General features: G+C 72.6%; 20 protein-coding genes. 7 read left to right on the plus strand and 13 right to left on the minus strand.

All coding sequences use genetic code 11. The annotated features are described in order from the left end of the window. The first annotated feature begins 564 nt into the window (after positions 1–564). Positions 565–1,026 (plus strand): hypothetical protein, encoded by a 462-nt coding sequence (locus tag ACWGJO_RS11180; RefSeq protein ID WP_452183169.1) that lies wholly within the window; start codon positions 565–567, stop codon positions 1,024–1,026. Here the strand turns inward: ACWGJO_RS11180 and ACWGJO_RS11185 are convergent, their stop codons facing one another. From ACWGJO_RS11185 to ACWGJO_RS11205, 5 genes are all read right to left on the minus strand, one after another. Then, a complete protein-coding gene (locus tag ACWGJO_RS11185) occupies positions 1,027–1,650 on the minus strand; it encodes a hypothetical protein (RefSeq protein WP_452183170.1) in 624 nt (207 codons plus the stop codon). A 91-nt stretch (positions 1,651–1,741) separates the two neighbouring features. Continuing rightward, the gene (locus ACWGJO_RS11190) at positions 1,742–5,455 is read right to left on the minus strand and encodes an HD domain-containing protein (RefSeq protein ID WP_452183171.1); all 3,714 of its coding nucleotides are present in this window, start codon (positions 5,453–5,455) and stop codon (positions 1,742–1,744) included. 49 nt (positions 5,456–5,504) lie between these two features. Then, positions 5,505–5,924: a cupredoxin domain-containing protein gene (locus ACWGJO_RS11195; RefSeq protein ID WP_452183172.1), complete on the minus strand. Its 420-nt coding sequence runs from the start codon at positions 5,922–5,924 to the stop codon at positions 5,505–5,507. After that, positions 5,924–6,385 carry a hypothetical protein gene (locus tag ACWGJO_RS11200; RefSeq protein WP_452183173.1) on the minus strand — a complete coding sequence of 154 codons (462 nt, stop codon included), beginning with the start codon at positions 6,383–6,385 and terminating at the stop codon, positions 5,924–5,926. Before ACWGJO_RS11200 ends, ACWGJO_RS11195 begins: the two co-directional genes overlap by 1 nt. A gap of 138 nt (positions 6,386–6,523) precedes the next feature. Beyond that, the gene (locus ACWGJO_RS11205; RefSeq protein ID WP_452183174.1) at positions 6,524–6,685 is read right to left on the minus strand and encodes a hypothetical protein; all 162 of its coding nucleotides are present in this window, start codon (positions 6,683–6,685) and stop codon (positions 6,524–6,526) included. Here ACWGJO_RS11205 and ACWGJO_RS11210 point away from each other — a divergent pair. Next, entirely contained in the window at positions 6,678–7,592 is a 915-nt protein-coding gene (locus tag ACWGJO_RS11210; protein ID WP_452183175.1) for a uroporphyrinogen-III synthase, read from the plus strand. The two genes, ACWGJO_RS11205 and ACWGJO_RS11210, sit on opposite strands and share 8 nt — an antisense overlap. Continuing rightward, complete coding sequence (locus ACWGJO_RS11215; RefSeq protein WP_452183176.1) at positions 7,592–8,287, plus strand: sirohydrochlorin chelatase; 696 nt, start codon at positions 7,592–7,594, stop codon at positions 8,285–8,287. The genes ACWGJO_RS11210 and ACWGJO_RS11215 overlap by 1 nt, the downstream gene beginning before the upstream one ends. A gap of 128 nt (positions 8,288–8,415) precedes the next feature. Here ACWGJO_RS11215 and ACWGJO_RS11220 read toward each other — a convergent pair whose 3' ends face one another. After that, positions 8,416–8,553 (minus strand): hypothetical protein, encoded by a 138-nt coding sequence (locus tag ACWGJO_RS11220; protein WP_452183177.1) that lies wholly within the window; start codon positions 8,551–8,553, stop codon positions 8,416–8,418. A gap of 390 nt (positions 8,554–8,943) precedes the next feature. Here ACWGJO_RS11220 and ACWGJO_RS11225 point away from each other — a divergent pair, with 390 nt between their 5' ends. Further along, positions 8,944–9,357 carry a peptidase inhibitor family I36 protein gene (locus ACWGJO_RS11225; protein ID WP_452183178.1) on the plus strand — a complete coding sequence of 138 codons (414 nt, stop codon included), beginning with the start codon at positions 8,944–8,946 and terminating at the stop codon, positions 9,355–9,357. Positions 9,358–9,432: 75 nt separating this feature from the next. Here the strand turns inward: ACWGJO_RS11225 and ACWGJO_RS11230 are convergent, their stop codons facing one another. After that, positions 9,433–10,320, minus strand: coding sequence for an alpha/beta fold hydrolase (locus ACWGJO_RS11230; protein WP_452183179.1), 888 nt, complete (start codon positions 10,318–10,320; stop codon positions 9,433–9,435). A gap of 57 nt (positions 10,321–10,377) precedes the next feature. Between ACWGJO_RS11230 and ACWGJO_RS11235 the strand changes: the two genes are divergently transcribed. Further along, entirely contained in the window at positions 10,378–10,986 is a 609-nt protein-coding gene (locus tag ACWGJO_RS11235) for a TetR/AcrR family transcriptional regulator (RefSeq protein WP_452183180.1), read from the plus strand. Positions 10,987–10,994: 8 nt separating this feature from the next. On the opposite strand, the gene ACWGJO_RS11240 is transcribed toward ACWGJO_RS11235, so the two are convergent. Together ACWGJO_RS11240 and ACWGJO_RS11245 are read right to left on the minus strand one after the other, a co-directional pair. Beyond that, complete coding sequence (locus ACWGJO_RS11240; protein ID WP_452183181.1) at positions 10,995–11,189, minus strand: DUF397 domain-containing protein; 195 nt, start codon at positions 11,187–11,189, stop codon at positions 10,995–10,997. A gap of 13 nt (positions 11,190–11,202) precedes the next feature. Continuing rightward, positions 11,203–12,054, minus strand: a complete 852-nt coding sequence (locus tag ACWGJO_RS11245; protein ID WP_452183182.1) for a helix-turn-helix domain-containing protein — start codon at positions 12,052–12,054, stop codon at positions 11,203–11,205. Between the two features lie 189 nt (positions 12,055–12,243). Between ACWGJO_RS11245 and ACWGJO_RS11250 the strand changes: the two genes are divergently transcribed. After that, on the plus strand, positions 12,244–12,573 hold the full coding sequence (locus ACWGJO_RS11250) for a hypothetical protein (protein WP_452183183.1): 330 nt from the start codon (positions 12,244–12,246) through the stop codon (positions 12,571–12,573). A gap of 60 nt (positions 12,574–12,633) precedes the next feature. Here ACWGJO_RS11250 and ACWGJO_RS11255 read toward each other — a convergent pair whose 3' ends face one another. From ACWGJO_RS11255 to ACWGJO_RS11265, 3 genes are all read right to left on the minus strand, one after another. Beyond that, positions 12,634–13,731 (minus strand): tetratricopeptide repeat protein, encoded by a 1,098-nt coding sequence (locus ACWGJO_RS11255; RefSeq protein ID WP_452183184.1) that lies wholly within the window; start codon positions 13,729–13,731, stop codon positions 12,634–12,636. Positions 13,732–13,766: 35 nt separating this feature from the next. Next, the gene (locus tag ACWGJO_RS11260) at positions 13,767–14,435 is read right to left on the minus strand and encodes a lysophospholipid acyltransferase family protein (RefSeq protein WP_452183185.1); all 669 of its coding nucleotides are present in this window, start codon (positions 14,433–14,435) and stop codon (positions 13,767–13,769) included. Positions 14,436–14,541: 106 nt separating this feature from the next. Continuing rightward, positions 14,542–15,138 (minus strand): hypothetical protein, encoded by a 597-nt coding sequence (locus tag ACWGJO_RS11265; protein WP_452183186.1) that lies wholly within the window; start codon positions 15,136–15,138, stop codon positions 14,542–14,544. A gap of 134 nt (positions 15,139–15,272) precedes the next feature. Here ACWGJO_RS11265 and ACWGJO_RS11270 point away from each other — a divergent pair, with 134 nt between their 5' ends. Then, positions 15,273–15,878, plus strand: coding sequence for a transglycosylase family protein (locus ACWGJO_RS11270; RefSeq protein WP_452183187.1), 606 nt, complete (start codon positions 15,273–15,275; stop codon positions 15,876–15,878). A gap of 173 nt (positions 15,879–16,051) precedes the next feature. Here the strand turns inward: ACWGJO_RS11270 and ACWGJO_RS11275 are convergent, their stop codons facing one another. Beyond that, on the minus strand, positions 16,052–18,073 hold the full coding sequence (locus ACWGJO_RS11275; protein WP_452183188.1) for an amino acid transporter: 2,022 nt from the start codon (positions 18,071–18,073) through the stop codon (positions 16,052–16,054).

Raw genomic sequence — 18,073 nt, forward strand, 5'->3', positions numbered from 1 at the left:
CCGGCCACCACGCCCGGGCGCGCGGGTGGGCGCTCGACCATGCAGGGGGGAAGACGGGGCAAGTGCTCTTCCTCGCCGCGGAGTTGGAAGTGTCGCACCGGCCTTCGAGCCCCACCGGCCCCGGCCTCCCCTCTCCCGGCCCCCTCCCCCGCGGCCCCGACCGCGGAAGCGGAGTTCCGTACTCAAAGTAGCCGGGCCGCCACCCCTCGACATGCTCACCGGCAGCCCGGGTTCCGCAACTTCGACAAGCCTGTCGAAGCTGACATGCCCGGGCTATGCTGGCCCGAAGCCCGCCCGCAGCCGGGCCCCTCGCCCCGTCGACGAACACGCCACCCAGGCGCTCCCGACCGGAAGGAGGCGCGGTCCCGACCTCCGCAGGTTGGCCCACCTGCTGCGGCCAACCTGCCGCCCACATCGCACACTTGACGGTCCGTCAATGATGATCCGCGATTTCACCGCCTGAGCCGTGACGCGTGCCCCGGGCCGCCCACCGCCGTTGTACGGAAGGTGAATCGCCGCGCCCGCCCGAAACCCCCGGCCGCCCCGCCGAGGAAGAGGTTCCGCATGACGACGTCCCGGACCCACCCGCGCCCCGCCGAGGCCGCGGTACTGCTCACCGTGCTCGGCCTGCTCGTCCTGGAGGAGATCGCCCTCGGCATGGCCGAGGAGGAGGACCGCCCCGTCATCGGCGGCATCCTGATCGGCGCCTCCGGCACCGGCCTGCTGGTCGTCGGCGCGGTACTGCTCAGCCGCTGGATCGACCTCCGCCGCCCGCTCCCGCTGCCCCCACCCGGCCCCAACGGCCACGAGTACAGCGCCCGCGCCCTCGAAGGCTTCCCGATGGAGGCCGTCCGCCCCTTGCTGCTCGCCGAGAACGCACCCCAGCTCGGCCACCTGTACTCCGCCTGGATGCTCGCCCGGGCCGGCCGCCCCGCCCCCTGGATCGCCCGCCGCCTCGCCATCCCCCCGGACGCCGCCCAGCTCCTGGTCGACGCCGCCCGCTCGGCGAGACTCGACCGGGCCTGATCAGCGCCGCCGACCGGTCTCCGCGTTCGCCTGCGCCACCAGGTACGGCACCAGCCCGCGCTCCGCCAGCGCCGACCGCCAGGCATCCCGCGCCAGCACCAGTTCCCCCGGCCCGTCCGCCGCCTCCCCGGCCTCCGCACCCCTCGCCCGGGCCGCTCCCAGCAGCCCCAGCCCGCCCACCAGCAGACTCACCGCGGCCACCCCGGCCGACACCCACCCGGCCTCCACCAGCGCGTGCGCCAGCACCTCCAGGTCCTCCACCAGCCCCAGCACGAGGCCCAGCAGCAGGAAGATCACCGCCGCCGTCACCGCGATGATCGGCACGACCACCCCCAGCACCCCCCACCACCCCGACGCCCGCTCCCGGGGAGGCGCCGCCACCGGCAGCCGCGCCACCGCATCGGCGTCCGCCCGCAACGCCGCATACCGCTCGTACTCCGGCGCCGCCGCGGCCAGCACGAACTCCGCGTTCTCCCGCGCCGCCCGCCGCAACCGCTCCGAACCCCGAGCCTCGTCCCCGCCGGCCCGCAGCGCCGCCCGCACCTGCGGCGCGGCCAGCGCCCGCCCCAGCTCCGTCTCGAAGTCCGCCCGATCCTGCTGCGGCAGCCGAAGCGACCTGTCCATGCTCGTCCCCGATCACCGTTCGTTCATTTCTACAGAACTGTAGAACAAGGAGGAAGGTTGCAGCAGCCCTGTTCACGGGTGGATTCGGTGCTCAGGAGGGGTCGGCCATGGGGACGCGGGCGAGGGCGTCACGGATCGACTCGGCGACGTCGGGGGTGGGGATGCCCCATTCCCGGTACCACTCGGCGATCCGCGTGATCGGCCGGCCGGTTCGCCGCGAGACCTCCAGGAGTGTCGCCAACGAGATGCCCCTGCGGACCATGTGCGGACTGTTGTCGAGCTCTCCGACGATCTCCAGGGCCTGCCGGTCCGTCAGCTCCCGAGGCAGGTCGGCACAGGAGACAGTAATTCCCCGGGACCTCAGATGGCGGGCCAACTCCCCCGGGCTCCTCTGGAGGCGATACCCCGCCGTGATCAACTTGGCGAAGGGAATCGTGTCCCCGATCGCCAGGTCCTCCCAGTCCATGACGCTGTCGGGCTGGAAGAGCTCCTGGTCCACACGTGTGGCCGGGCCCGGAAGGAACATCGGTGATCCGTAGGCGCGGTACCGCTGGACCAGCTCCTTCAAGGAGATGTCGTAATACCTCAGCAGGGAGAACGCGTAGCGGAAATGGACATCCACGGGATCGCCCCACTCCGATGATCCGTCGAAGAGGAACAGGTCCTCCGGTGTGGCATCGCGTGGCATCCGAGGAATCGGGAACCCGAACCCCGCGAAGGACCCGAGCACCTCGGCGACACCGGCCCCCGTCGTGTCCGCCACGCGCAGCACGTGGGCGACCGGAACGGGGTGCGCCCGGCTCAGCCACGGCCACGCCCCGTCGAGGTGGCAGCTGAGCACCACGGCCACGTCGTTCGACGGCAGGCGGGGAAGTCCCGCGACGTCGGCTTCCAGTCCGTACACCGCCATGGCCTCGGCGATCTCAGCGACAGGGACACCCAGCGTGACGCTGGCCTTGGCCAGGTACCCGGGAGCGACGGACTCCCCCGGCTCCGGCCACCCGCGGAACCTCCGTCCCTCGTCGGTCTCCCTCAGGAACACCTGGTCCGACTCGACGGCACGCGCCAGGTCGAGCACGGCCCGGGGAACGCCCACCCCCGCCCGCGCCCAGTCCGCGGCCACCACGGCTACCGGGTCGGCCCGCTCATCCGCTGCTGTCATCAGCTCTGTGACCGTGACCGGCCGACCACCCGCCTCGGGGGCGCCGTCCCTCCGGCCGGCCTCGTGATAGCGACTCCAGTACCTCGTCCTGCTGCCACCGCCCGTCGTCATGGCGAGTTGATCGGAGGGCATCGCCACACGTCCACGGCCCGCGGTCAGGAGCGGTGGCCAGATCTCCGCGAGTTCCCCCAGCTCCTTCCGCCGGTCGTGCGCCAGGAGCCGCCAGAGGACCACGGAGTCGTCCGGCGCGCCGGACACCGGCCCCACCTCGCTCCTTCCGCTGGGCAACGGGATTCCCACCGCGCCGAAGAGGTCGACGTCCACAGGGCAGCATCCCGTCCGTCGAGTATCGAATGCGAAGCCGCGGTACTCGAACCGCCGACCCTGCCGGACACATTCGGCGGCCACGACATCGGCGATACCCGCGTTGCCGAGCGTCACGCGCGCGAGCCACTTCATGCTCAGCAATGTCGAGTCGGTCGAGACCAGATCGACCGCCGCCGACTCCAGAAGCCGGCGGACGTGGTGGGACACGTCGTCGATGACAAGCCGCCGGTCGACCGACAACCTGCTCGGCGACCACTTTCCCGAGAGGTTCACGACGGCTCCGGCCAAACCCCTGCTGGGCCTCACGAACTCCCCCGACGCCGAAGGCCTGACGAACAGTCCGTCCACCAACAGGGCCCCGCCGTACTCGCACCACGTCACCTGCGCACCGTCGGGAGCGTGCTCCCACGGGACCACCGCGCCCGATGCCTGGAACCCGAACTCCTCCTCCGAGCTCTCCCCTGCAGTCCGCAGGGTCCCAGGCCTCCATTCGGCTTCCCGCTCGCCGTGCACCGCCGAGGTGGCGAACTCCGCGATGGCCAGGAGGCGTTTGAGGACGTCAACGCACGACCACGACTCCGCCAGCTCGATGTCGTCGCGCAGGTACAGCCGTACGGTGGTTCCCGGCGCGCTGCCCCGCTCCGACCGCTCGGCGATGCGGAAGAGGTGGCTCGGGCCGTAGATGGAGACCTCCAGTTGCGGACCCAGCTGGCCGGAGGCGTCCAGGCGGCAGGTGGTCACGTTGATCTCGTCGGCGAGCATGAAGTAGCTCAGTACGCCGATGCCGAAGCGGCTGTTGGGATACAGCTCGACGGGCGGATCCACCTTGCGCCACTCGGCTCGTTCGAGCTTGAAGTCCAGCTGTTCGGCGAAGCGGGCGCCGGCGTTGGAGAAGACTCCCCGCAACTCCTCCTCGCCCATGCCGACGCCGTTGTCCTGGCACTCCAGGTAGGCGCGGCCTTCCTCGTCCACCCCCTGGCGGAACTCGATCCGGCCGTCGTAGGAGTACTCCCCAAGGCGGAAGGTCCGTGACCGGTCCAGGTACTGCACACGGGCTCGGGCGTACCGGCAGGCGTCGAGGGCGTTCTGGTAGAGCTCGCGGACGGCCAGGTCCCGGTCGCGGTAGAGCTCGACGCCCATCAGCAGGCTGCGCACCCGGCGTTCGTCCATGCGGAAGCGCGCCCAGCCGGTGAACGCGCCAGCGGCCGGCGCGGCGTCGTCCGAGGTGAGGCGGGTGGGGAGTGGGTGCGACGGGAGGACGCGACGGACGGCGTGGAGGAGTTCGTCGGCCCTGGCCGTGTACTCGCGCAGTCCTTCGACCACCGCCTCGTGGTGGCACTCCGCACGCAGGACGGGAAGGTCGTAGGAGCCGCCCCAGACCGCCAGTTCGAGTGTCCGGCGCAGGTCGGCGAGGTCGACCTCGTCCGGAATGCCGAGGTGCTCGGCCACGATCTCCGGGAGGGCGGTCATCTCGATCGCCATCCCGTACGCCAGCGCGAGCATCAACGCCAACCGTGGCTCCCGGACGTGCTGTTCGCCCGGGGCCCGCAGATGATCATCAGCGCTCAGGCCGGCGAGGTAGTCGCGGTTGCCGACGTCGGGGCCCCGGCGCAGGCCGTGCAGCAGGGCGCAGACGCGCTTGAGGGAGAAGGTCTCCTCAAGTTCGGCGAGCGCCGGCAGCTGGTCGAGGATCTCCTGGACGCCGTCGGGGTCGGCGAGGTCCTCGTGCTGGTCGAGCCAGCGGTGGAAGAGCCACCAGCCGAGGGGAACGGCGGAGGCGGGGCGGGTTCGGGTGCGGCCCACGAGCAGGTCGTAGGACTCGATGAACTGCTCGTAGGCCGATCGGTCGGCGTCGGGCTCGGGTGACGGCGCGAGGTCGGTCGGCCCGACGGCGGCCCGCGCCGCCGCCAGGCGCAGTGAGCGGACCCGGTAGAGGAACGGGAGCACGGCCAGCAGCGCGGCCTCGGCCGGGTAGAGCTTCAGCGGCTCCTCGCCGAGCAGCCAGCCGACCCGCTTGGCGAAGCGCTCCGCGATGCCCAGGTCCTGCCAGGGGTCGTCCGCCGTGTCGACCGAGTCGCGAAACCAAGCCAGCTCTCCGACGGCCTCCAGCACGACGCGCTTGTAGGGCTCGGTGTCCTGGTCCTCCCGTACGTGCCGCCACGTGGGCGATTTCGCGACGAGATCCACCCACTTCTCGGCCCGGACGGACACTGCCGGGGGTCGGCTCCCGTCGAGGAAGAGGTTCTCGATGTTCCCGGCCTGCACGACCGTCCCGTGCACCGGGCCGTTCACCGTGTTCGCCGTGTGGTCCGCCATCCCTCGTGCCCTCCCCGTGTGCAGGGCACGAGCGTAGGGCAATCGCCCCTCACGCCACGGTCAGAATCCCGCGCATGAAGTGGTGGAGGGTGCAGAGGTACGAGTAGGCACCCGGTTGGCTCGGGGCGGTTAGGGTGGCGGTGGCGCCCGAGGCGATGGGGCCGGTGTCGAAGGCGCCGTCCTGGGCGGTGAGGGTGTGGGTGGTGGTGCCGGTGTTGGTCACGGTCACCACCGCGCCCGGGGTGACGGTGAAGTTGTCGGGTTCGAAGGAGAAGTCGCGGATCGTCACCGCTCCCGCGAAGGGGATGGGTGACGGGGCCGGAGACGACGGTGCCGACGGCGCGGACGGCGCCACGACGGGGCTGGTGCTCTCCTCCGGCCCCGGCACGACGAACGAGCTGATGCAGCCGGTCAGCAGGGGACCGGCTGCGAGCAGCAGCAGGGCGGCGGCCCGGACGGGCGACCGCATCAGGCGGTGGTGGCCAGCTTGACCCGCTTGGCGTCGGCGGCGGCCGACGGGCTGGCGCCGATGTTGGAGACGGTGGCGGTGAGGACGGCGTCGACGTCCGGGAGCCAGTTGGTGGTCTTGGACTGGACGACGATCTGCCGTTTCTGCGGCGTCCCGTCGCAGATCACGTCCGTCTCCGCCGTCCGGCTGGAGCCGAAGGCGATCGACGAGGTGTCCTCCGGGTCCTTCTGCTCCGCCGTGACGGTGAGCGAGCGGGCGTCGTCGGCGACGGTGCAGAGGTAGTCGACGTCCACCCGGATCCGGCCGGGGAGCTTGGGGTCGATCGTGGCGTCGCCGAGGGTGACGCTGGTGGCCGCGGTGTCGGGGGTCTGTGTCGGATCGTCGGCCAGGGCGGGTACGGCGGCGCCGGTGAGTCCGGTGAGCGCCGAGGTGAGTACCGTCAGGATGATCCACCGCTGCACTGCAACCTCCCGGTCCGAGAACGTGTTGCGGCCGACGCTAACCGCCCGGCGGCCGGCCCGCTCGCCGGACCGTCTCGAACGTCATACCAACAGCCCATCGCCCTGCGCCCCGCCCCGTCACCCCCACCGCCACCGCCGTCACCGCCGCCGGAGCCAGACCGCCCAGGTCAGCGCCGAGCAGCCCGTGTACGCCGCGTCCCTGTTGCCGCCGGCCAGGAAGGACTGCCGGAAGGCGAGGTTCACCAGCACCCCGCCGAACGCCCCGATCGCGCCCGCGAGCCCGATCAACGTGGTGGCCACCACCGGGGTCGGCTGGCGCGGCTGGGTGAGCGCCGCCGAGGGCTGGGGCCGGGGCGCCGCACTCACCGAGGCCTGCCGGGGCGCGGTGGTGCTCAGCCGCGGCCCCAAGGCGACCGGGGCGGTCCGGGCCAGCGGGCTGGGCGAGGGCTGGTCACCGGCCTCGGAGGCCACCGACGAGCTGCTCACCTGGCTGCTGGCCCGCCCGCTGGCCGGGCGGCGGATCGCGGTCCAGGAGCACGGGGTCCGGCTGGACGCCTTCGCGGCGGCACTGCGCGAGCGCGGCGCCGAGGTGATCTCCGTCCCGGTGTACCGCTGGGCGCCGCCGGAGGACCCGGCGGCGGTGCACCGCCTGCTCGACCAGACCGTGCGGCGCCAGGTCCACGCACTCACCTTCACCAGCGCCCCCGCGATCACCGCCCTGCTCGCCGCGGCGCGGGACGAGGGCCTGTACGAGGCGCTGCTCGACGCCCTGCGGACGGACGTCCTGCCGGTCTGCGTCGGCGTGCTCTGCGCCCGCCCGCTCACCGAACTCGGCCTGCCCGCCCTCCACCCCGAACGCGGACGGCTCGGCACTCTGGTCCGGCTGCTGGAGCACACCCTGCCGGGCCGCTCCCGGCGCGAAGTCCCGCTGCCCGGACACCTGTTGACTCTCCAGGGGAACGCCGCCCTGGTCGACGGCGAGAGCCACCGGCTCAGCCCGCGCGGCGCCGCCGTCCTACGGGCACTCGCCGAGCGGCCCGGCCGGGTGCTCAGCCGCGCCGAACTCCTGCGCGCCGCCTGGCCGGACGCGGGCGCCGACGAACACGCGGTGGAAGCGGCGGTCGGCCGGCTGCGGGCAGCGCTCGGGTCGCACGCGGGGCTGATCCGGACCGTTCCCAAGCGCGGCTACCGGCTGGCGGCGGGCTGATGCTCCTCGCCGTCGCCCACGGCAGCCGGGATCCGGCAGCTGTCACCTCGATTCGCGCGCTGCTGCGGGTGGTTCGCTCACTTCGGCCCGAACTTCCCGTCCGCGGCTGCTTCCTGGACTTCGCCCGGCCGTCCCTCCCCGAGGCGCTCTCCCAACTCGCGGACTCTCGGCCGGTCCTGGCGCCGCTGTTCCTCTCCACCGGCTACCACCTGCGGGTCGACCTGCCCGCGGCCCTCTCCGCCGCCGGCCTCCCACTCACCCACCTCGCCGGCGCCCTCGGGCCGCACCCGCTGCTCGCCGAGGCCCTCGCCGACCGCCTTGCGGAAGCCGGCGCCCCACCGCACACCCCCGTGGTACTGGCCGGCGCCGGCTCATCCGACCCCGCCTCGCTCGCCGACACCGCCCGGATGGCTGCGCTGCTGGCCGCCCACCTCGGCCGCCCCGTCACCCCCTCGCACCTGTCGGCCGCCGCCCCCACCCCGCAGCAGGCCGTCGCCGCCCTCCGGCGGGCCGGCCACCCCGAGATCGCCCTCGCGAGCCACCTCCTCTCCCCCGGCCACTTCGCCCGCCGCGCCACCGCCACGACGGCCACCTGGACCAGCGCCCCGCTGGGCGCCCACCCGTCCGTCGCCCGCCTGGTCCTGCGGCGCTACGACGAGGCCCGGGCAGCCATGGCAGTGCGGTCGGCCGCCTGACCGACCGGTCCCGACGGTGTGCGCGAGAAGTCGACCCGGCCGACTTCTCACGCACACCGGGGAGATGTCGCCGGCCCGTGCCCCAGGACGCCCGGGGCACGGGCCGAGAGGTGTGCACTCCGCGCAGGTCACGTCGTCAGGTGCTCGAACTCTCCCGCCCTGACGCCGCACAGGAGCGCGCCGAGCGCGCTGGGCGAAGCGGACCGGCGCAGCTCCGCGCCGAGTCGCCGCCGCCGGATGCTCGGCGGAATCCTGCTGGGCGGCATCCGCTGTCTCCTCGCTCTCAACCGCCGTCGTCGGGGCCCGTCACCCTTTGGGGTGGCAGTGATACAGATTCCTCAGAAGTGGGGCGTCGACGGGCGGACGCGTATGACCCTCGCGTCTCCCGGGCGGGCCGTGCGTCACTTCTCCAGGCGGCCGGATGTCACCGCCCGGCTGATCTGGCTCGCGCGGCCGGAGGCCACCGCGGCGAGCCGGGCCGAAGCCGCCTGAGCCCGAGCCGGCGCCCTCCAGATCTGTTCACAAGCGGAACCGCGCGCAACCGTAGCGCGAACGGGGCACCCGTGCCAGCCTGTTCGAGGCCTCGGGGGAAGTGGCCCGCACGGGACTCGGCCCGCCCGGCCTTCCTGCACTGTCGACTGGGACGGGAGTACGGAATGCACATCAAGATCGGACGGCGCACGGCCGGCATCGCGGCGGTGGCGGCGTTGACGGCCGGCGCGGTGGCCATGGCCACCGGGAGCGCCTACGCCGCAGGTCCGGGCGGGGCGGAGGCTTGCCCCAACGGCAGCGTCTGCCTGTACTACAACTCGCCGGGGAACGGCTGGGGATCGTTCGACAACTTCTCGCCGAACCAGAATCTCGACCTGCACAACTACACGTTCGCCCGCTACGCGAACGGCTCCGGCTACGGGGTGACGATGTACAACAACGCCGCCTCGATCGTGAACAACACCGGCCACACGGTGTGGGTCAGCAAGATCAGCGACGGCCTCTGGGTGCCCTTCGACAACGGGTACGCGGGATCGCTCAACGCCGCGGCGAACAACGACGCCCGCCTGTTCTCCTGACGCACCGCAAGCAACCTCGAAGGGCCTCCACCGCGCGTGGGGGCCCTTCGGGCCTTCCTGGGCTACCACCCGTCGCTACCGCCCGACGGTGCCGATGAAGCCCAGCAGCCGTTCGTTGACCGCCTCCGGCCGCTCCAGGTTGAGTCCGTGTCCGGCGCGTTCCAGGATCTCCGCCCGCACGCCCGGCACCAGCCTCGTGACCCGCTCCACCACCTGGCGCGGCCGCAGCAGCGCACTGCGCCTGCCCGCCAGGACGAGCACCGGCAGCTCGATCGACGCCAACTCCTCGTCCGTGAACGGCCGGGCCGGCGGGCGGCTGCCCGGCTTGTAGCTCCGCATGGCGAGCATCAGCGGGGCGATCATCTCGCGCGGCGCGCTGAGCGCGGGGTTGGCGAGCAGTCGGCCGACCGCCGGGCGCAGCGGGCGCGGGGCGAGCATCCCGAACAGGCCGCCGATCATGTGGGCGTAGAACCGGGCGGGGACCTTCTCGATCCCGCCCGGGTCGAGCGGCGCGATCGAGGCCAGCCGCTCGGGCGCGTGGATCGCCTGGTTGAGCGCCAGCCAGCCGCCGTACGACACCCCGACCAGGTGGACCCGTTCCAGTCCGAGGCCGGCCAGGACCTCTCCCAGCCAGGCCGCGTTCTCCTGCGACCCGGCCGCGACGGCGCGCTGCACGCTGCGGCCGGGGTCGTCCAGGGTGTCGATCGCGTAGACGGGGTGGTGTTCGCCCAGCGCCGCGATCTGCGGGTACCAGTTGGACGGGTGTCCGGCGTGGCCGTGCAGCAGCACGATGGGTTCGCCGGTCGTGGCGCCGTAGCGGTGGACGTGGACGCTGCCGTACGCGGTCTCGACGTCGAGTTCCTGGCGCGGGCCGGGCCACAGCTCCATCGCCCGGTCGTACGCCGCAAGGAACTTCGCCCGGGCGGCCTCGCTGACGAAGTGTCCGACGCTGGTCCTGGTCATGATCCCTCCCCTGTTTGATGGTATGGTTGTACCACAAAAATATCCGGAAGGAACCCGATGCCGAAGCTGGTGGATCACGAGGAACGGCGGGCCCACATCATCGACGCGCTGCTCCGCTCGGCGACGAGCAGCGGCCTGCACTCCGTCACCATGCGCTCGGTGGCCGTCGAGGCGGGCGTCTCGGTACGCCTCGTGCAGTACTACTTCGACACCAAGGAGCAGCTCCTGCTCGCCGCCATGACCCGCCTCGCCGCCCGCATGGGCGAACGGGTCCAGCGGCGCATGCGCGAGAGCGGCGCCGCCACCCACCCTCGCGGCATCATCGAGGCGGTCCTCCTGGAGGCCGTCCCCAACGACGAGGAGAGCCGGGCCTTTCATCTGATCTACACCGAGTACGCGGTGCTCTCCGTCACCGACCCGGCGCTCGGCGGACAGCCGTTCCTGGCGGCCCCGAACGAGATGGAGGCCTTCCTGGCGGCCCAGCTGACGGCAGCCCAGCAGGCCGGAGAAGCCGATCCGCACCTGGACCCGCGCCAGGAGGCCGTCGTCCTGCTCGCCACCTCCGCCGGCCTGGGCCTCAGCGTGCTGCTGAACCAGCGGACGGCGGCCGAGGCGACCGCCGTCCTGCACTACCACCTGGGCCGGATCCTCCCCGGCCGCAGGTAGGGGGCGGGCTATCGCGTCAGATGGTCGAACTCCCCCGCCTTGACGCCACGAAGGAGGGCTCGGAGCGCATCCGCCGTGGCGGTGATGACGTTCTCGGGCTCGTCGCTCTCCCGGATCCTGACGGTGCCACCGGCTCCTGAGAGGTATATGCAGTTGGCGGCATCGCCACTGAACGAAGACTTCTGCCAGCTGTGAACGGCCATATTCTGTCCTCCCTCAGATGCTTCGAGCGATACGGCGGATGTGGTCACGGGATGCGTCGGGCTTGAGCGCGCTCGTCTCCAACCGATCCATCACTGCCCGGTACTTGATCAGCTGCGGTTCGGTGTCGATGAACTCGGACCTGTCTCCATCGACCTGGACACTGTCCAATCGTTCGACCTCGGCATTGAAGTACACGATTCCGGCGCCAGAGCTGGGATAGCTACCGGTGCCGAACGGAATCACCCTGAGGTCGATGTGAGGGTACTCGCTTGCGGCCAGCAAGTGGTCCAGTTGCTCACGGGATGCCTGCCGCCCGCCGAAGCCCACGCGCAGGGCAGCCTCGTGGACGACTGCGGACAGCGGGATCGGGTGGTCGCCATAGAGCACCGCCTGCCGCTTGATGCGATGGGAGACGAGGTGCTCCACTTCCGGCGGCGAGAGAGGCGGGACGACATCCCGGAAGAGCGCACGCGCGTGTTCAGGAGTCTGGAGGAGGCCCGGAATGTGAATCGCGGAGGCGATCCGCATCGATCGCGCATGGTGTTCGAGTTCCGCCAGGTCGAGCGCTCCGGCCGGAAGGATCTCGCGGTACTCCTCCCACCAGCCCCGTGTGCGGCCGCCGGTCATGCCGGTCAGCGCCTCGATCAGGGCGTCGTCCGCGCAGCCGTAGAGCCGGGCGAGCGTCCGCACCCGGTCCGCGCTCACCGGGTATCCGCCCGACTCGATGTTGCTGATGCGCGACTGCGTGGTGCCGTGCAGCTCCCCGGCTCGCGTGACCGACAGTCCCGCCTGCTCGCGCAACCGGCGCAGCTCCGCGCCGAGTCGACGCTGCCGGATGCTCGGCGGAATCTTGCTGGGCGGCATCCGCTTGCTTCCTTCCCTCGCTGGCCGTGGCCAGCGCCGTTCACCCTTCGGGGTAGAGATGAAATGAATCCCCCAAGAGCGGTGGACTACATACTACCGACTGGCTACTTTTGATTTTGCGTCAGGTTCGCGAGCTGCCACTGGTGGTGGCGGCTTCGCGTCCAAGTTCCTTTCACGTAGGAGACTTCCATGGCTGCTGCACCCTCGCCAAACCTCCGCCCGATCCCGGCCCGGCCCCCGACGGTCCCGACCTTCGACCAGGAGCTGTGCGGGCTCGTACTCGACACCGCGCCCCGGCTGTTCGCCGTCGTCCAGGTGTGCGACGAGGGGCTCGCGGACGCCGACGGGTGGGTCGCGGCCTGGGGGTTCGCCGACGCCACCGGGTCGACGCACGTCACCGGCGTCGACGGGCGGACGCGCCTGACCCTCCCTCCCCCGAGCGGGCCGTTCGCCACTTCTCCCGCCGGCCCGGGATCACCGCCCGGCTGGTCTGGCTCTCCCCGCCGACCGCCGCCGTGACGGACCGGGCCGAAGCCGCCTGACGCCTCACGCCTGCGCGGCACTGCCCCACAATCAGCGTCAGCCGACGCTCAGACCGTCCAACTGAGCCTGGAAGTAGGCCCGTTCGTCCTCGTCCGGCGCCAGCTCCAGCGCCACGGCGGCGTGGTGCCGCGCCCGGCTGTCGCCGACCATTCCGTAGACCATCGCCAGGGCGCCGTGCCCGTAGAAGTCGAGCCCCTCGACGGCGGCGAGGCCCTCGGCCAGCCACAGTGCCTCGGCCACGTTGCCGGTGCCGATCTCCGCCTGCACCACGCAGCGCAGCACGTCCGGGTTGTTGGGACTCGCCCGGTACTGCGCCCGGAGGTCGCGGACGGCGCCGTGAACCTCCTCCGGATCGGCGGCGACGGCGAGCAGGGCATCCGGGTTCGGCGACGCGGCGGGCGGGACCGACCGCCAGTGGTCGAGGTGCCCGGACCCGGGAGCGACCCGTTCCAGCTCCAGCAGCGCCGCGCGCCACTGAGCCTCGGCTCCGGCGTGGTGCGCCGCCGCCGCGAGGAGTTCCAGCACCTGCTCCTGGTCGGGTTCGAGATACTGCGCCCGCTCCAGGACGGCCACCACGTCCGGCCAGTCCACGCCGCTGCGCGGGACGGTGGCCAGCTGGTGCAGCACCCTCCCCAGGGCGAGCCACTCAGTGGCGCCGCCGGTCCCGTCGGCGACCAGCTCGGAGAGGATGCCGGCCTGCTGCCGCATGAGGTCCACCGAAGCCTCGTGCCACTGCAACCAGGCCCGGACGTCGCCGAGTTGCCGCTCGGCCGCGACGCATCCGGGGTGGGCGGCGAGGACGCGCTCCAGCTCCCGTCCGGCCCGGTCCACGCTGCCGATCCGGACGTAGGCGCCGGCGAGGTCGCAGCGCACGGCCGGGTCGTCCGCCCCCGCGTCCGCCAGGAACTCCAGCAGCGGGACCGCCTCCGCGAACTGCCCCGACACCAGGTGGGCCGACGCCAGGGCGTGCAGGTCCCCCGCGTGGGCGTCGGCCGACAGGGCCGACTCCTTCAGGGCGGCCAGCCCCTCCTCGTCCGGATCGGAGACGAACCGCTCGAAGCGCGCGAGGACCTCGGGACGCGTGCCGTTCCCCCGGTACTGCGGCTCCCAGTCGATGGTCGGTTCACTGTTCACACGGGCCTCCCCAGCCGCCTGTTCCCCTGCCTGGCCTACCCAGGCTCCGTACGGTCCCACCGCGCACTGACACACCGCTCCGCGGTGCGCCAGGCGGCGGTGACGGCGCGGTGGGCGGCGGCGGTGGCCTCGGGGACGTCGCCGGGCAGGTGGAGCGGGGTGCCGAGGTGGACGTGGAGGGCGGGGCGGCGCAGGGGCGCGGTGGCGAATCCGGCGAGTTGCTTGACGGTGCCGCCCGAGCTCAGCCGGCGGGCGCCGCACTGGCCGAGCGGCACCACCGGGGCGCCGGTCGCCGCCGCGAGCCGGGCGAGGCCGGTGCGGAAGACGCCCGGCTCCGCGTCGCGGGAGTCCCGGCGCCGGGGCAGACCGCCCTCGCCGTAGATGAGGACGACCCGGCCGGCCGCCAGCGCCGCCGCGGCGGCGTCCAGGGCGCCGGCCGCCCGGGCGGTGCCGCGGTGGACGGGGATGTGCCCGCCGGCCCGCAGCGCCCTGCCGAGCACCGGTACCCGCCACAGCCCGGCGGCGGCCATGACCACCGGCTCGGTGCCCAGCCGGCGCAGTGCGGCCAGCACCACTCCCGGGTCGGCCAGGGAGCTGTGGTTGGCCGCGACGATGCTGCCAGGGGTGACCGGGCCGGCCGTCTCGGAGGTGACGGACAGCCGGCCGAGGACGGATACCAGGGCGGCGGCGATCGTGCTGAGCATGGCTGTTCCCCCGTGTCCCGCGGCGAAGTGACACCTCCATGCTCGCGGAGCGCCGCCGCCGGCCGCCTGAGTAGCCGTACTCAGACCGGTCCGGGTGCCGGTCGGGTCAGCCGCGCTGCACGGTGGCCCGGTCCACGGCCGTGCCGTCCTCGGTCAGGGAGCGCACCTCCATCCGGGCGGGCCGGCCCGCGGCGGCGGGGGTCACCTCGACCGCGACCAGGCAGTAGCCGGTGTAGCGGACCCTGGACCAGGTGACCTTGACGGTCTGGTTGTGGCCGCTGAGCACCGGGTCCACCTGGTACTTGTCGAACAGCGGGGCCCAGTCCTGCTGCGCGCCGAGTTCGGCGCCGTTGTCGTGGCAGGTGGAGTACGTGCACTGGTGCGGGTAGACGACGATGAAGTCGATGCCCGTGTCGGCGCGGAGCGCCGTGAGCCGGCTCTCCAGCCACTTCTTCTGCTTGCCCTTGGTGCAGTCGAGGTTGGCCGGGGTGTTGTAGCAGACGTCGTTGCCGTCGAGGCTGATCAGCCCGACGTTCTGGTACCGCCAGGAGTGGACGCCGGTGGACCGGCTCCGAAGTCGCCGGGCTGGACGCCGATCCGGACGAAGGGCGCGGTCACCGCGTCCGGCACCTGCCAGGAGACGACGACTGCCGGGAGGGGTCGGCCCCGAAGGCGAGGTGACGGCTGATCGGCCGCGGGCCACCGAGGTGGTACCGGGCCGCCGTGCGGGTGACCTGCCGGACGTGTCGGCGCCGGAACACCCCGTCCGGCGTGCATGGGTGGAGGGGCGTCGTCCGCGGACGGCGCAGGTTCTGTCCCCCAGCCCGAGAGCCGCCGATGCCTCCCACCGTCTGTCTGCGCCGTATCGTCCCGACCGCGCTCTGCGCCCTGACCGTGGCCCTCGCCGCCGCCCCGGCGGCCCACGCCGCGCCACCGGGCCGCGACGGCGGGTCCGACCCCGGAAGGGCGGACGGCAGCAGTTACGACTGGGACCGCGTCGCGGCCTGCGAGAGCAGCGGCAACTGGCGCGTCAACACCGGCAACGGCTACTACGGCGGCCTCCAGTTCGACCGTCCCACGTGGCGGGAGAACGGCGGCCTCGCCTACGCATCGCGTGCGGACCTCGCCACCCGCGAGCAGCAGATCGCCGTCGCCGAGCACCTGGCCGGCCAACGCGGCCTCTCCCCCTGGCCCGTCTGCGGCGCCCGCGCCACCCGCGGCCACGGCCGCGAGGGCGTCCTGCCGCCGCCGACCGCCGCCCCGGCCAGGGCCGTGTCCAAGGACGGCACCTGGACCGTCCGCGAGGGCGACACCCTCGGCGGCATCGCCGAAGTCCTGCGCGTCCCCGGCGGCTGGCCCGCGCTGTACGAGCTCAACGCCGCCGCCGTCGGCGAGGACCCGGACCTCATCGAGCCCGGCCTGGTCCTCGACCTCCCCTCCTGACCCCGTCCCCGCCCGCGACCCCTTCACCGCCCCACCGACCCGCCGCCCGCGCCCGCCCCGGCGCGGGCGGCGGTCCGTCGTTCACGCCGCTCCCGCGCGACACGCCGACGGCCCGCCCGCTCACTCGGAGCGGACGGGCCGTCGGCGTGCTGGACAGGGCGGACGGGCCCCGGTCAGCCGACGTGCACGCGCGGGCGGCGCGAGCGGTCCGGTTCGGCCTCGCGCAGCACCTCGCGGGTGACCGGCGCGACCTCGCCCTGCCCGAACAGGAAGAACCGCAGGAACTGGGCGAAGGGGCTGCCCTCGGTCCACTCGAAGTAGAGGTGCGGCTGCTGCCCGGTGCGGTCCCGGATGTTCAGCGCCAGCGCGGCGAGCGCGTTCGGGATGCTGGAGCTCTCCAGGGTGAGCACCCGGTAGCGGCCGTGCAGCACCTCTCCGCGCACGGTGAGCTCGGCCTCGAAGTCGGAGGCGTCGCGGACGGTCACCTCGACGAAGACCAGGTCGTCCTCGCCGGGGATGTCGTTGTCGGCGCGGATCTGGCGGATCTTGTCGCGGTACTCGGCGACGTCGCGGTGGCTCGGCTCGTTGGCGATCAGCCGCAGCGGGCGGTGCGCGTAGTCCCTGATGAAACGTTCCGCCACATCGTCCATGGCCACATTGGTGACACGCAGCTCGAAGGCGCGGCGCAACCGGGAGAGCAGCGAGACCAGGATGATCCCGGCGATGAAGCAGGCACCGATCTTCAGACCGTCCGGCCGCTCCAGCACGTTCAGCACGGTGGTGTAGAGGAAGATCGCCGAGATGACCGCGAAGGCGACGGTCCAGCCGCGCTCGCGCTTGCGGTAGGCGGCGATGGTCACCGCGATGGCGGCGGAGCTGATCAGCACCAGCACGCCGGTCGCGTACGCGCCGCCCTGGGCGTCCACGTTCGCGTCGAAGATCCAGGTGACCAGGAAGCCGATCAGGGTCAGCACGATCACCATCGGGCGCACCGCGCGCGCCCAGTGCGGGGCCATGCCGTAGCGCGGCAGGTAGCGGGGCAGCAGGTTGAGCATGCCCGCCATGGCGGAGGCGCCGGCGAACCAGAGGATCGCGATGGTGGAGAGGTCGTAGACGCTGCCGAAGGCGCCGCCCAGGTACTCGTGCGCCAGGAACGCCAGGGCGCGGCCGTTGGCGTCGCCGCCGGGCTTGAACTGGTCGGCCGGGATGAGCAGCGTGGTGATGAAGCTGGTGGCGATCAGGAAGCAGCTCATGATCACGGCGGAGGTGGTCAGCAGCTTGCGGGTGCCGCGGATCCGGCCCGCCGGGTCGGCCTCGGTGTCGGTCGGGTCGCCCTTGATGTGCGGCATCACGGCGACACCGGTCTCGAAGCCGGACAGGCCGAGCGCCAGCTTCGGGAAGGTCACCAGGGCCACGCCGACCATGACGATCGGGTTGCCGTGCTGGAGGGTCAGCGCGTTCGACCAGTCGGTGACCACGTGCGGCGCCTCGACGATCTTCCAGAGACCGACGGCCACCACGACCACGTTCAGCACCAGGTAGGTCCCGACCAGGAACACCGCCAGGCCGATCGCCTCGCTGAAGCCCTTGAGGAAGACCGCGCCGAGCAGCGCCACCAGGACCAGCGTGATCACCACCTGCTTGCCGCCGAGGAAGCCGGTCAGGTGCGGGTTCTCCACCAGGTGCGCGCTCGCGTCGGCGGCGGACAGGGTGATGGTGATCAGGAAGTCCGTGGCCGCGAAGCCGAGCAGCGCGAGAACGAACAGCTTGCCCTTCCAGAACGACAGCAGCCGCTCCAGCATCGCGATCGAGCCCTCGCCGTGCGGGCTCTCCTTGGCCACCCGCCGGTAGACCGGCAGCGCGCCCAGCAGGGTGACCACCACCAGCACGATGGTGGCGATCGGCGACAGCACGCCCGCGGCGAGGGCGGCGATGCCCGGCTGGTAGCCGAGCGTCGAGAAGTAGTCCAGGCCGGTCAGGCACATCACCCGCCACCAGCGCTGGCCCGCCTGCGCGCCGTGCCCGGCGGAGTCCCCCGCCTCCGGGCCCTCGGGCGACGCCCCCTGGGCGCCCTCCGCCGCGGTCGGCTGCGCGGGCTTCTCCGCGGTCACGTCCTCCAGCAGCCAGCTGCGGAGGCGTATTCGCGCCGACGGCGCGTCCGTCTCCGCCGTCCCCGTCGTACCCGACGAAACCAC

The sequence above is a fragment of the Kitasatospora sp. NPDC054795 genome, assembly GCF_053611565.1.